This window comes from Sphingobacterium litopenaei, assembly GCF_014692495.1.
Taxonomy (GTDB): domain Bacteria; phylum Bacteroidota; class Bacteroidia; order Sphingobacteriales; family Sphingobacteriaceae; genus Sphingobacterium; species Sphingobacterium litopenaei.
On sequence record NZ_JACOIJ010000006.1, the window covers coordinates 125,756 to 139,796 of the forward strand.

Annotated in this window: 13 protein-coding genes and 1 tRNA gene; 10 read left to right on the forward strand and 4 right to left on the reverse strand. The window is 35.9% G+C overall.

Annotated elements, in window-relative coordinates; translation table 11 throughout:
• Nucleotides 1–24: 24 nt before the first annotated feature.
• The 4 genes from H8B04_RS05260 (at nt 25) to H8B04_RS05275 (ending at nt 4,086) form a co-directional block, all read left to right on the forward strand.
• A complete protein-coding gene (locus tag H8B04_RS05260) occupies nt 25–234 on the forward strand; it encodes a DUF4348 domain-containing protein (RefSeq protein WP_165291898.1) in 210 nt (69 codons plus the stop codon).
• Nucleotides 235–380: 146 nt separating this feature from the next.
• Nucleotides 381–1,730 carry an adenylosuccinate lyase gene (purB, locus tag H8B04_RS05265; RefSeq protein ID WP_165291899.1) on the forward strand — a complete coding sequence of 450 codons (1,350 nt, stop codon included), beginning with the start codon at nt 381–383 and terminating at the stop codon, nt 1,728–1,730.
• 64 nt (nt 1,731–1,794) lie between these two features.
• On the forward strand, nt 1,795–2,349 hold the full coding sequence (locus H8B04_RS05270; protein ID WP_165291900.1) for a NifU family protein: 555 nt from the start codon (nt 1,795–1,797) through the stop codon (nt 2,347–2,349).
• A 105-nt stretch (nt 2,350–2,454) separates the two neighbouring features.
• Entirely contained in the window at nt 2,455–4,086 is a 1,632-nt protein-coding gene (locus tag H8B04_RS05275) for an amidohydrolase (protein ID WP_165291901.1), read from the forward strand.
• A gap of 26 nt (nt 4,087–4,112) precedes the next feature.
• Here the strand turns inward: H8B04_RS05275 and lipA are convergent, their stop codons facing one another.
• Together lipA and H8B04_RS05285 are read right to left on the reverse strand one after the other, a co-directional pair.
• Nucleotides 4,113–4,994: a lipoyl synthase gene (gene lipA, locus H8B04_RS05280; RefSeq protein WP_165291902.1), complete on the reverse strand. Its 882-nt coding sequence runs from the start codon at nt 4,992–4,994 to the stop codon at nt 4,113–4,115.
• 160 nt (nt 4,995–5,154) lie between these two features.
• On the reverse strand, nt 5,155–5,802 hold the full coding sequence (locus H8B04_RS05285; RefSeq protein WP_165291903.1) for an outer membrane beta-barrel protein: 648 nt from the start codon (nt 5,800–5,802) through the stop codon (nt 5,155–5,157).
• A 185-nt stretch (nt 5,803–5,987) separates the two neighbouring features.
• Here H8B04_RS05285 and H8B04_RS05290 point away from each other — a divergent pair.
• Both H8B04_RS05290 and H8B04_RS05295 read left to right on the forward strand, forming a co-directional pair.
• Nucleotides 5,988–6,058, forward strand: a tRNA-Cys gene (locus H8B04_RS05290).
• Nucleotides 6,059–6,091: 33 nt separating this feature from the next.
• The gene (locus H8B04_RS05295; RefSeq protein ID WP_149913080.1) at nt 6,092–6,271 is read left to right on the forward strand and encodes a spore protein; all 180 of its coding nucleotides are present in this window, start codon (nt 6,092–6,094) and stop codon (nt 6,269–6,271) included.
• 141 nt (nt 6,272–6,412) lie between these two features.
• Here H8B04_RS05295 and H8B04_RS05300 read toward each other — a convergent pair whose 3' ends face one another.
• Entirely contained in the window at nt 6,413–7,603 is a 1,191-nt protein-coding gene (locus tag H8B04_RS05300; RefSeq protein WP_165291905.1) for a phosphoglycerate kinase, read from the reverse strand.
• Nucleotides 7,604–7,746: 143 nt separating this feature from the next.
• A complete protein-coding gene (sppA, locus tag H8B04_RS05305; RefSeq protein ID WP_165291906.1) occupies nt 7,747–9,510 on the reverse strand; it encodes a signal peptide peptidase SppA in 1,764 nt (587 codons plus the stop codon).
• 75 nt (nt 9,511–9,585) lie between these two features.
• On the opposite strand from sppA, the gene folK reads away from it, so the two are divergent.
• From folK to H8B04_RS05325, 4 genes are all read left to right on the forward strand, one after another.
• The gene (gene folK, locus H8B04_RS05310) at nt 9,586–10,065 is read left to right on the forward strand and encodes a 2-amino-4-hydroxy-6-hydroxymethyldihydropteridine diphosphokinase (RefSeq protein ID WP_165291907.1); all 480 of its coding nucleotides are present in this window, start codon (nt 9,586–9,588) and stop codon (nt 10,063–10,065) included.
• A 6-nt stretch (nt 10,066–10,071) separates the two neighbouring features.
• Nucleotides 10,072–10,419: an Hpt domain-containing protein gene (locus tag H8B04_RS05315; RefSeq protein ID WP_165291908.1), complete on the forward strand. Its 348-nt coding sequence runs from the start codon at nt 10,072–10,074 to the stop codon at nt 10,417–10,419.
• A 147-nt stretch (nt 10,420–10,566) separates the two neighbouring features.
• The gene (locus tag H8B04_RS05320) at nt 10,567–13,254 is read left to right on the forward strand and encodes an FtsK/SpoIIIE family DNA translocase (RefSeq protein WP_165291909.1); all 2,688 of its coding nucleotides are present in this window, start codon (nt 10,567–10,569) and stop codon (nt 13,252–13,254) included.
• 11 nt (nt 13,255–13,265) lie between these two features.
• Nucleotides 13,266–13,919 (forward strand): LolA family protein, encoded by a 654-nt coding sequence (locus tag H8B04_RS05325; RefSeq protein ID WP_190301687.1) that lies wholly within the window; start codon nt 13,266–13,268, stop codon nt 13,917–13,919.
• Nucleotides 13,920–14,041 lie beyond the last annotated feature (122 nt).

The following is a 14,041-nucleotide window of genomic DNA, read 5'->3' on the forward strand; positions in this document are numbered from 1 at the left end:
AATTAAAATAGAAAATTTAAAAAGATGAAAAATTTATTCGCATTCGGATTTTTAGCATTAGCTTTAACTGTAGCTTCATGTAACAACACTACTAAAACTGAAGAAACTGCTGATTCTTTAACTAACGCTATCGATTCTACAGCTTCAGCTTTAACTGATTCTATCAACGCTACAGCTGATTCAGCTACTGCAGTTGTTGATTCTATCGCTGATTCAGTAGCTAACGCTCAATAATTCCGATAAGAGTTAAGATACTCCAAAAAGCTCGTGTTCTAAATGACACGGGCTTTTTTGTTTATAATAATCTGCCAATAAGTACTTTATTTTCGTATTTTTGGAGCTAACTTAATTAGTCCTTCAGACTTATATTATTTTAACTTATGACATTATCATCGCTTACAGCCGTAACTCCCGTAGACGGAAGATATTACAATGCTACGAAAGAATTATCTGACTATTTTTCAGAGTTTGCCCTTATCAAATACCGTGTATTAGTTGAGGTGGAATATTTCATCGCGCTTGCTGAATCCGGAATTCCTCAATTAGCACATTTTGATGGTTCTTTGAACGATAAATTGAGAAGCATTTATCAAAATTTCAGTATTGAAGATGCTCAATGGATCAAAGACACGGAAAAAGTCACTAACCACGATGTAAAAGCTGTAGAATATTTTCTTAAAAACGAATTTGAAAAACTCGGATTACACGACTCTTTAGAATTCATTCACTTTGGATTGACTTCTCAAGACATCAACAATACAGCTATTCCATATTCGTGGAAAGAAGCAATCAACAAGGTTTACCTTCCTACAGTGAGTGAACTGTTGAATGAGCTAAAAGGTTTAGCAGAAGAATGGAAAGATATCTCGATGTTGGCTCGTACACATGGACAACCAGCATCTCCTACTCGTCTTGGTAAAGAAATCAAAGTTTTCATCGAGCGTATCGAAAAACAAGTAAACGCATTGACCGCTGTTCCTTATTCGGCAAAATTCGGTGGTGCAACAGGTAACTTCAATGCGCATAATGTTGCTTATCCTGCAGTGGATTGGGTTGCTTTCGGTAATAAATTCGTGAATGAGCAATTAGGTCTGGACCGTTCGCAAACGACAACACAAATCGAGCACTACGATAATTTTGCAGCAAGCTGTGATGCATTAAAACGTATCAATAACATTGTCATCGACCTTTGTCGTGATATTTGGACGTACATCTCTATGGATTACTTCAAACAAAAAATCACTGCTGGACAAATCGGTTCATCGGCAATGCCACACAAGGTAAATCCTATTGATTTCGAAAATGCAGAAGGTAACCTGGGTATTGCAAATGCTGTCTTAGAACATTTAGCGGCTAAATTGCCAATCTCAAGATTACAACGTGATTTAACAGATTCAACAGTATTGCGTAATATCGGTGTTCCTTTAGCACACACTCTAATCGCTTTCAAATCAACTTTACGTGGATTGCGTAAGTTAATTTTGAATGCTGAGGCTTTCCAAAAAGATTTGGAAAACAACTGGGCAGTAGTTGCTGAAGCTATTCAAACGATCTTACGCCGCGAAGGTTATCCAAAACCATATGAAGCATTGAAAGACTTGACTCGTACTAATTCACACGTAACCCAAGAAACTATTGCGACCTTCGTAGAAGGTTTGAATGTTAGCGAGGAAGTAAAAGCAGAAATCAAAAATGTAACACCTTGGAATTATACAGGGGTGTCTTTATAAGCTTTTACGATTTAATGACGTTTCGAAATATTCTAAGCCCTATATTTGTATAACTTTTTAAGAAATGGCAACAATTAACGTATATACAGAGTCTACTCCTAACCCATCAACAATGAAGTTTTTGGTTAACAAACTTCTTATTAATGGTAGCGTAGATTATCCAGATAGAGAAAAAGCACAAGAATCTCCTTTTGCACGTGAATTATTCAAATTCAACTTTGTAAATGGTGTTTTCTTTGCTTCCAATTTTGTGACTATTACTAAAACTGAAGATGCAGATTGGAGTGATATCGAAGCATTATTGAAAGAATTCGTAAAGGGTGCTGTAGAATCAGAATTAAAAATCCAAGAGATTGCAAAAGATGAAGAAATTACTTTTGACGGTACGGATGTAGAAATAAAAATTCAGCAAGTATTACATGATTATGTAAGACCAGCTGTAGAACAAGATGGTGGTGCTATTGCGTATAAATCTTTTGAGAATGGAACAGTGACGGTGGAATTGAGGGGTTCGTGTAGTGGATGTCCTTCATCGACTATTACGTTGAAGGCTGGGATAGAAGGTTTATTAAAACGCATGGTTCCGGAAGTGGAAGAAGTGGTGGCAGAAGCCATGTAATAAAAAGCAATTTCACCTCATAAAAAGGCTTAGTAAGTTTTTACTAGGCCTTTTTTTGTATTTTATGCCTTCGTTTAATAACTTTAATAAATTAAGATTCTTCCCATGAAATTTTCAATAAGCCTAATTCTCACTATTCTATTATTTGTACGCTGTACAACCAATATTGAAGCGGATCTAATTGTTTATAATGCACGAGTCTATACTGTGGATTCTGCTTTTACCATACAAGAAGCTTTTGCTGTAAAAAATGGAATCTTCATTGACATTGGAACCAGCAAACATATTCTTGACCGCTACAAAGCCAAAGAAATAATTGATGCAAAACAGCAACCCATTTATCCTGGTTTTTACGATGGTCATGGACATTCCTTTATGTTAGCTGACTATTTCCAGCAAGTTGATTTAGTAGGCTGCAAGTCTATACAGGAAGTGATTAACAAAATCCAAGAATTTTACAAAACACATAAAGAAAACAAATGGATTATAGGTGCTGGATGGGATCAATCACTTTGGCCAGACAAACAATACCCGACTCGCGACACCTTAGATAAGTACTTCCCTGATATTCCAATCTTCTTACATCGTATAGATTATCATGCTGCTGTAGTCAATTCTGAAGCACTAAGAGTAGCGCAAATTGATTCTACAATAACAGTAGAAGGAGGAAAAATTGTGGTTGATAGTACGAATCGCATGACGGGCGTATTAATTGATAATGCCATGGCATTGGTATCGAAATATATACCCGCAGGCAATGAGGTTAATATCTTAATAAAATTAAAGCAAGCACAAGATTCATTATTTGCTGTAGGTCTTACGAGTATAGTGGACGCTGGCTTAGATATTGAACAACTGGAATTATTGAAAAAATTCTATGAACAGGATTCTCTAAAAATTCGGAATTATGCTATGATCTTTGCCGAGCCGCACAATATCACAAAATATATAAATGAAGGAATTTATGAATCCGAAAAGCTCACTATAAAAGCCATCAAAATGATGGCTGATGGCGCTTTAGGGTCACGTGGGGCTTGTATGCTCGAAAACTACAGTGATGATAGCACAAAGGGATTTCTACTCCATTCCAGAGAAGAATTTGAAACCTCTTTAGCTGCACTTGCCAATTCCTCTTTTCAAGTCGCTATACATGCCATAGGAGATTCTGCTAATAGAATGTTATTAGACTTATATGGAGCTTTAAATTTACAAAACAGAAGATGGAGGATTGAACACGCTCAAGTTGTACATCCTTCAGATTTCATCAAGTTCAAAAATTATCAAGTTATGCCCTCCATTCAGCCTACGCACGCCACCTCCGATATGAAATGGCTGGAAGAAAGAATTGGAGCCGAACGAGCAAAAGGAGCATATGCGTATAAAGAATTGTTAAGAAATTACGGAAAAGTAGTTATTGGAACAGATTTTCCTATCGAACATTTTAATCCTCTATATAGCTTCCATGCTGCTGTAGCCAGACAGGATGCAGCCAATTTACCTAAAGAAGGCTTCCAGATGGATAATGCATTGTCTAGAGAAGAGGCTTTAAGAGGTATGACCATTTGGGCAGCTTATGGTTGTTTTCAAGAAAAGAAGCGTGGATCTATTGAAAAAGGTAAAGATGCAGACTTCGTGATATTAGCTGAAGATATAATGACCGCTTCTACTGATAAATTGAGAAATATAAAAACAAATCGAACAGTTGTTGCTGGCGAATCGGTTTATATTAGACAATAAAAAGGAGCTTTAAAGCTCCTTTCTACTTATTGCATATCGAATAAATGTTTTTCGGCATGGTAAGAAGAACGAACCAAAGGTCCTGACTCTACATATTTAAAGCCCATCTCCAAACCAATTTGCTTGTATTTATCAAACTGCGCTGGAGTAATCCAATCTATGACTGGATGATGTGCTTTTGTAGGTTGTAAATACTGACCTAAAGTCAATATATGCACACCTGCATTATATAAATCTTGCATAGCTTCAATTACATCTTCTTCTATCTCGCCTAAACCTAACATAATACCAGATTTGGTACGTAAGCCTGCTTCAGAGATACGGCGAAGACATTCTAATGAACGATCATATTTAGCTTGTATACGAACTTCACGAGTTAATCGACGTACAGTCTCTAAATTGTGCGAAACAACTTCAGGGCGCACCGCTAGAACGCGTTCTAAGTTATTCCATTGACCTTTGAAGTCTGGTATTAAAGTTTCTAAAGTTGTCTCTGGACTTTCACGACGAATCGCGTTGATTGTTTCAGCCCAGATTGTTGACCCACCATCTTTCAAATCGTCACGATCGACCGATGTAATGACGCAATGTTTAACCTGCATTAACTTGACTGAATTTGCTACACGGTTTGGTTCATCTAAATCCACTGCTAAAGGTCTTCCGGTTGCCACAGCACAAAAAGAACACGAACGCGTACAGATATTACCCAAAATCATAAATGTAGCAGTACCAGCTCCCCAACATTCTCCCATGTTAGGACAATTACCACTCTCACAAATTGTATGTAGTTTATGTTCGTCTACCAAATTACGAACATGACGATATTCTTTTCCTACAGGAAGCTTTACGCGTAACCAATCTGGTTTACGCTGTGTCTGATGGACAGGTATAACGGGTAGTTCAATCATACTACAAATGTAAACAAACTTTGGAAAATCTATAAGTGAATATTTATTGTGAAATCATATCTATGTAATAAAATAAAATCATTGACAGAGATGGATAAACAACAATAAAAAAGGTCTCCCCTAAAGGAAGACCTCATCATAAAACATATTACCTTTATTCTTAGAATTCGAAACCGATACCAAATGATAAAACTCTATTTTTAACATCACTTGATGGGAATTTATCTCCAGCGATGTTAGTAAGACCTAATCCATAGTTCGCATTGATTAAGAAACCGCCAGCTAATTTGACACCAGCTGTAATGTTAGCACCAAAATCAACTCCTTTTAATGTTTCATCTTTACCAAATTTAAATTCATTTAATGTCGTTGATGCAAAATCTCCATCACCTGAAATTCTATCGAATTTATTTTTACCACTAATACCGAATCCTACATACGGACCAGCACCTAATTGCAATTCAGCACCTCCTACTGGAAGTTTACCTACAAAGTTTACAGGAACTTCAATCCACATCGTATTTTGATTAACTTCGTAAGTAGTTCCAGCTACTTTGTAATCTACTAAAGTAGCACCTTTTCCTTGCAATGAAATACCTGGTTGAATAGCAAAATTAGGACTTACATTAGCATTCAAATAACCCGTAATATAAAAGTTAGTTGCTGATTTTGTATCTGATAAATTATCAGAACTACCGTAGCTATACGATGGAAGTGTAACACCTGCTTTTAAACCATAGCCAGTTTGAGCTTGAGCTCCTGCTGCCATTAATAACACTGCTCCTAATGATAGTAAAATTTTTTTCATACCTTAATATTTAAATTAATCTAAATGTTAGTGTTACCTCTATAAATCCCAATGAAGTAACCTCTCGTTGTAGAAATACAAATTAGATGCCAAAAACCAGAGCTCGAAAAAATATCTTTTATTTGAATTTATTTTTGGCATTTTCAAAATTAAGAGTTACTTTTGCACACCCAGTAAGGGAAAAGGGTCGGATGGCCGAGTGGCTAGGCAGAGGTCTGCAAAACCTTGTACAGCGGTTCGAATCCGCTTCCGACCTCGTTTAAAACGTAAAATAAAAATATTAAATACAATGGGAGTTACACGTTTAAAAAGAAAAGATAGAAGAAACAAAACTGTTTCACGTGTTGAAGTTCAGTTTTTGAAATTAGGTCGTAACATTGAACTAGGTTCTCGTTCACAAATGCCTAAAAAAAGTCAAATCGTTAAAAACGATGAAATCTTAAACAAATTAGCTGCTGACGCTAAATAGTTTTATTTCATTTCTATGATATAAAAAAGGTTTACATTCATTTGTAAACCTTTTTTATTACCCCGTATATGAGACTAACATAAAAAATAAAAATCCCATAATGATTTTATTATGGGATTTTTATTTAAAATAGATAAAACTTTAGTCTTGGATTGCAGCAATACCTGGTAATACCTTACCTTCCATATATTCTAATAATGCACCACCACCAGTACTTACATAACTTACATGCTCCGTCATATTGAATTTTGCTACTGCTGCAGCAGAATCACCGCCTCCGATTAAAGAGAAAGCTCCTTGCTCTGTAGCTAATACTACCGCATCTGCTACGGCTTTAGTTCCTTTAGCAAAAGTATCAAATTCAAACACACCCATTGGACCATTCCATAATAGAGTCTTAGATGCCGAAATTACCTCTGCAAAGTGTTTAGCAGATTCAGCGCCAATATCTAATCCTTCCAAACCAGCTGGAATTTGATCATTAGGACCATCGTATACATTAGCATCATTGGAGAAAGCATCAGCAATTTGCGCATCAGTAGGTAATACTAGGTTAACACCTTTTTCTTCTGCTTTTTTCACTAATTCATTAGCCAAATCTAATTTATCTATTTCACACAATGAATTACCTATTTCACCCCCACGTGCTTTTACAAAAGTGTAAGCCATACCACCACCGATGATAAGATTATCAACTTTATCTAATAAAGCTTCGATCAATTGAATTTTATCTGAAACTTTTGCTCCACCCATAATTGCCGTAAACGGACGTTCTGGATTATTTAATACTTTCTCAGCATTTTTCAATTCCGCTTCGATCAAGTAACCAAAATATTTAGCTTCTGGGAAGAATTGTGCAACAATGGCTGTAGAAGCATGCGCACGGTGAGCTGTACCAAATGCATCGTTAACATACACATCGCCTAATTTTGATAATTTCTTAGCGAAGTCTTTATCTCCTTTTTCTTCTTCTTTGTAGAAACGCAAGTTTTCTAACAATAAAACTTCACCTGCGTTTAGGTTTGCAGCTTTATCAATAGCTTCTTGTCCAATACAATCATTAGCGAATTGTACATCGACACCTAAAACTTTGGATAAATGAGCTACAATATGACGTAATGAATACTTATCTGTAGGACCATCTTTTGGTCTACCTAAGTGAGACATCAAAATCACAGAACCACCATCTTTTAATATTTTTTGAATTGTAGGTGTTGCTCCTTGAATGCGGTTATCGTCAGTAATGTTAAAATTTTCATCCAATGGAACATTAAAGTCCACACGAATTAAAGCTTTTTTACCCGAAAAATTAAAGTTGTCAATTGTTTTCATATTCTTTTCCTGTATTCGAAGGTGTTTTAAAAATTATTGTTATATAATAATTTCTCCTTAAAATATATTTTTTAGTTAAGTTGATTAAAGGTGTAAATATATAAAAAGCAAAGAAATATTTACATTTCTTTGCTTTTTAGTAGTTAATAAATTTCTACAGCGTAAGGTAAGCGCGCTTGGATACCCGTTTGATTCATTACTTTTTTCAATTCCATCAAGTATTTTTGATATTCACCAAGTTCCTCGGCAAACATCCAAGTTTTTATTTTGTCTTTAGACGTAGAGAAAATGGAAGCAAAAGGATCTTGTTTAGCAGGATATTCCTTTGTGTAATAAGAACTTAATTTTCCTTTTGAAGCTGCCGCATTAATAGCGGTATTCAAATCCCCTATTCTATCCACTAATCCAATTTTTAAAGCTTGATCCCCTGTCCAAACACGTCCTTGACCAATACTATCCACTTGCGCTATGGTCATTTTTCGGCCTTTCGCCACGCGATCCATGAAGGTTTGGTATGTATTATTTACTTCACCTTGAATAATGGCTTTTTCTTCCTCTGTCAAAGGTTTATCAGGTGTAGACATCAAGCTAGCAAATTTTCCTGTTTTGACATCTTCAAATTTAACACCTAGTTTGTTATTCATTAATCCTTTGAAATTCGGAATAACACCAAAAACGCCTATAGATCCAGTTAAAGTTGCTTTTTCCGCAAAAATTGAATCCGCTGCTGCCGCAATATAATAACCACCAGAAGCGGCATAATCACCCATCGAAACAATAATTGGTTTTACTTTTTTGGTTAATTCCACCTCTCTCCAAATAATATCCGAAGCTAATGCTGAACCACCACCAGAGTTAACACGTAAAACAACCGCTTTTACTTTGTCATCCTGACGTAGCTTACGTAATTCGCGTGAAATCTTATCACCACCAATCTGGCCAGACTCACCTTCTCCATCTACAATATCACCATACGCATACAATACCGCTATTTCATCAGAGCCTTTAATCTCTTCCTTGCTTCCTGCATATTTAGTCACGGGTACAATAGAAATATCGTCTTTATCTGCTAGACTCAAACGCTTTTTGATTTCAGCGATCAACTCGTCTTTATAAAGCTTGCCATCGATAAATTTATATTTCAGCGCATCATCTGCATTACGTACCGCGTAAGTATCGGCATATTGACGCAATGATTCTTTGCTAATTTTGCGACCCGCTGACAAATCATCCAAAAAGGCATCATAAATGCTATTCAGATAAGACGTAACTTGTAATCTATTGGCTTCGCTCATTGAATTTAAAATCAATGGCTCTACAGCAGACTTAAATGTTCCAACTTTTACGACCTGCATTTCTACACCTAATTTGTCAAATGCATCCTTCATGAACATGGTACTAGAACTTAAACCGCGAAAATCTAAAGAACCTTGCGGATTTAAGTAAACTTTATCAGCTACAGAAGAAAGATAGTATGCTTTTTGAGAATAACCATCACTATAAGCTACAATAAACTTTTTCGAAGTTTTGAAATCCACTAATGCATCACGAATGGCTTTTAATGTAGCAAAGCCAGAACCTACTGTAGTTGGATTCAAAAATATACCTTTGATATTATCATCTGTTTTAGCTGCTTTAATACGAGCCAAAATATCATTTAAACCTACTTCTTTCGCTCCTACACCAAATGGCAGATCCAAATCATTCAAAGGATTAGATTCAGATTTCTCTGTGATAGCGTAATCCATAGAAAGATACAACAACGAATTAGCTGGTGCAGGTACATTCGTCTCCGAAGAAGAACTAGAAACTAATACGGCAATAAAAAAGATAAAAGCAAAAAACAATATTACACCAGTAATCAATACTCCTGTAATAGTTGCAAGAACTTGTTTTAAAAAATTCATACGTTATAATATATTTAAGTAATAAATTTACTGCAATTAAACGGAAAACAAAGAAAATATATTTAAAGGGCTTTAATGAATTTAATTTATATCCTACTTGGTGCTAATCTTGGAAATCCTAGCGAACAATTGTACAGTGCTAAAACCTTACTTTCCCAAAAACTAGGCAATCTTGTCATAGAATCTTCTTTATACGAATCCCAAGCATGGGGTGTAGAAGACCAACCAACTTTTCTCAATCAAGTACTACTGTTCGAAACATCACATGATGCCCAGGAAAGTTTATTGATTTGTCAGGAAATTGAAAACGAATTAGGTCGTGTCCGAAAAGAGAAATGGGGTGCTCGGATAATCGATATAGATATATTGTATTTTAACTCGGAGATTATCGAAACTCCACAACTAACAATCCCTCATCCTTACATCCAAGATCGAAAATTCACCTTACATCCACTTTGTGAGATAGCTGACAGCTACAAACATCCAAAATTAGGTCTGACCAATGAAGAATTATTATTAAATTGCATAGATAACCTAGTAGTCACAAAAATCTAATACACAATGATCTTTCAAATTATTAATCTGGACATTATTAATGAATCCATGATGGGGAATGCTGATTTGATTAAAGAGCTAGTAGATTTATATATCTCTCAATCTCCGGGCGATTTCAAAGCTTTAGAAGATGCATTGTCTACTGGGGATACAGTTCTTATCAGAAAAACTGCTCATCACATCAAACCTACTATGCAGTATATTGGCGCAAAAGACTTACTTCAAGATTTTCAGGTTTTAGAAAATATGGCTAAAGAGGGCGTTCCTATTGAGGAAATGAATGCGCAGTTTCAAAAAATAAAGCCCAAGTTCTCACTTATGCTGGAAGAACTTCAGCAACTTTCAATTAGTTAGATTAAGGTCTTTTTCGTATTAACAATTCTTTTTTTCACGTATTCTATCCTTTACGAATTGAAAACTACAAGCTTAAAGTAATACTAAAATTCAGCAAATCTTATGCGATATTTTTAATAAGTTTGTATTGGAATAGAATACATTTACATGGCATATAAGGGCAATTCATTTAAAAATAATACGCAAAATAAAAGTTCGAAAGAAACTAAGTATGCAGCTAAAACATCGAGTCCTAAAAAGGAACCGTTATTAAAGCCGTTTAATACAATAGATTTCAGCGAAGGACAACGCAAAGCACTTAAAATAGGAGGATTATTTTTAATTCTATGCGCCTTTTTACTAGCCGTAGCTTTCACTTCTTATTTGTTTACATGGAAGGAAGATCAAAGTTACATCAGTGCTACAAATGGTTCCTGGAGTACACTTTTCGGTACTAGTGAAGAGTTGGCCGATGAAGGTGTGGAAATCCCTGTTGTTGAAAACAAATTAGGTAAACTAGGTGCTTTACTTGCAAACCAATTCATTTTTGAATGGTTTGGAGTGGCTTCTTTCTTATTTGTGCTCCTATCCTTTGTTTTGGGTTACAAATTATTATATCAAAAATCCTTACTTCCTATTTGGAAAACACTTCTATATTCCATTATTGGTATTATCTTTTTGTCCATAACACTTGGTTTTATTCAGGATTATATTGCCGATACACCTCATATATTAGAAGGCAAATTTGGCTACTGGACCAATCAACTCTTGAATGCGCAAATTGGAAAATTTGGTGTCGGAGGAATCATAATTTTTGCTTATCTGACTGCTTTAGTATTAATCTACAATCTAGATTTAAAATTAGCCTTAACTTCTATGGCTTCATCTTCGGATTCTGATGCTGCGGATTATGATTTGGTTAATGACAAACCTGTACAAAAATCAAACACTGCACTAGCAACGGACAAAGAAGAGGAAGAAGTTATTTCGGAAGAAGAGGAAAACATTGATGGTGCCATTATTGAAGTTTCCAATACACTTCGTAACGTTCGTCCAGATGCTTCTACTCTAACGCTAAATGATCGTTATGCTAGCCTTCGTGAGCAAGAAATCGAAAATGAAGAAGAGGAACTAGATGAAGAAGAAAGCTCTAATAGTATTGTATTTGAGACTAAAACACCTGCTAGAGAAGAAGTATCTTCTAATTCAATAGATTTATCTGTCAACGCTCCTTTGCAAATCGAGACACCAGCTGAAGAAGTATTAGTAGACGATGTCGAACTCGCAGTAGAAGAAGTCAAAGAAGAAAAACAGATTACAGCAAATGACTTGGTGGCTCAATTCGGAGAATATGATCCTAAACTCGATTTATCAGGTTACCAATACCCTACTTTGGATTTATTGAAAGAATACGGAACAGGAAAAATTACGATCAATCAACAAGAACTTGAAGCCAACAAAAATCGTATTGTAGATACCTTGCGTAACTATAATATCGAGATCGAACATATCAAAGCTACTATAGGTCCAACAGTAACGCTGTACGAGATTATCCCGAAACCAGGTGTTCGTATTTCGAAGATTAAAAACTTAGAAGACGATATAGCTTTGAGTTTAGCAGCATTGGGTATTCGTATCATTGCGCCTATGCCGGGTAAAGGGACTATTGGTATTGAGGTGCCAAACAGTACACCAGAGATGGTATCGATGCGTTCGGTATTGGCGACAGAGAAGTTCCAAAAAACGGATATGGATTTGCCTATTGCATTAGGTAAAACCATTTCTAACGAAGTTTATATAGCGGATTTAGCGAAAATGCCACACTTGCTTGTTGCTGGTGCTACAGGCCAAGGTAAATCGGTGGGTATTAATGCGATCCTTACTTCATTATTATACAAAAAACATCCAGCAGAGCTAAAATTTGTCTTGGTGGATCCAAAGAAAGTAGAGCTTTCCTTATTCAAAAAAATTGAAAGACATTTCTTAGCCAAATTACCAGGTGAAGAAGATGCTATTATCACGGATACTAAAAAGGTAATTAACACATTAAACTCCTTGTGTATCGAAATGGATCAACGTTATGATCTATTAAAAAATGCACAGGTTCGTAATTTAAAAGAATATAACGCAAAATTTATCAATCGCAGATTAAACCCTGAGGAGGGTCATCGATTCTTACCGTTTATAGTTCTTATTGTTGATGAGTTTGCAGATTTGATGATGACAGCCGGTAAAGAGGTCGAAACACCGATTGCTCGTCTGGCCCAATTGGCTCGGGCGGTAGGTATTCACTTGGTGATAGCGACACAACGTCCATCGGTTAATATCATTACAGGTACGATCAAAGCCAACTTCCCTGCACGTCTAGCATTCCGAGTGTTGTCAAAAATTGACTCACGCACGATCTTAGACACAGGAGGTGCGGATCAGTTAATTGGTCGTGGAGACATGCTTTTAGCGTCTGGTTCGGATCTTATCCGTATTCAGTGTGCATTTGTTGATACACCAGAAGTTGAAGGAATTTCTGATTTCATTGGTGGACAGCGTGGGTATCCTTCAGCATTTATGTTGCCTGAATACGTTGATGAATCGGGCGAAGGATCTGGCTCTATGGATTTTGATCTTTCCGATAGAGATGCCTTATTTGAAGAAGCTGCCCGTCTTATCGTCATGCATCAACAAGGCTCTACGTCCTTAATTCAACGTAAATTGAAATTAGGATACAACAGAGCAGGAAGAATCATCGATCAATTGGAAGCTGCAGGTATTGTAGGTCCTTTTGAAGGAAGTAAAGCAAGAGAAGTTTTATATCCGGATGAGTATTCTTTGGAACAGTTTTTAGAAACGTTAAGATAAGAAAATTAAACATGAGAAAACTGTTATTATCATTTGCCTTGGTAGGAAGCGCGTTAATGTCATTTGCACAAACAGATGCTGCTGCTAGAAAAATTTTGAATGATGTATCTAAAAAGTACAGCACTTACCAAACGATTCAATCCGATTTCACGCTGAGTATTCAAGATGCGAACAAAAAAACACATACTACAAATGGAGTAATGTACTTCAATAAGCCGAAAAATCAATACGCAATTTCTTTGCCTGAGCAAGAAGTTATTTCGGATGGTAAGTCAGTTTGGAATATTTCAAAAGATATCAAGGAAGTTCAAATTTCAGAAAACGAAAACAATAGCAACACTATTGGCCCTAATAATCTGTTCAACTTCTACCAAAAAGGTTATAAGTATGTTCTGATGCCAGACGAGAAAATTGTGAGACAGGGAAACACTGAATGGGCTAAAGTCATCGAATTATCTCCAGAAGACACAAAGACGAATTATTTCAAGATTAAACTGCGTATCAACAAAAATAACCACATCCAAGATGTGACTATCTTTGACAAATCAAGCAATAAGTATACTTATACCATTAATAGCTTGTATTTAGGTAAGAAGTTTAGTCCTCAATTGTTCACCTTTTCAAAGGACAAATTCAAAGGATACGAAATAGTAGATTTAAGATAGAGTAGGAAGGTAATCATTATTTGATTACCTGACCCCTCACACCACCGTACGTGCCGTTCGGCATACGGCGGTTCATTAAACATTAACAGTCTTTGGGACTATTATATCGGTAAGATATAGTA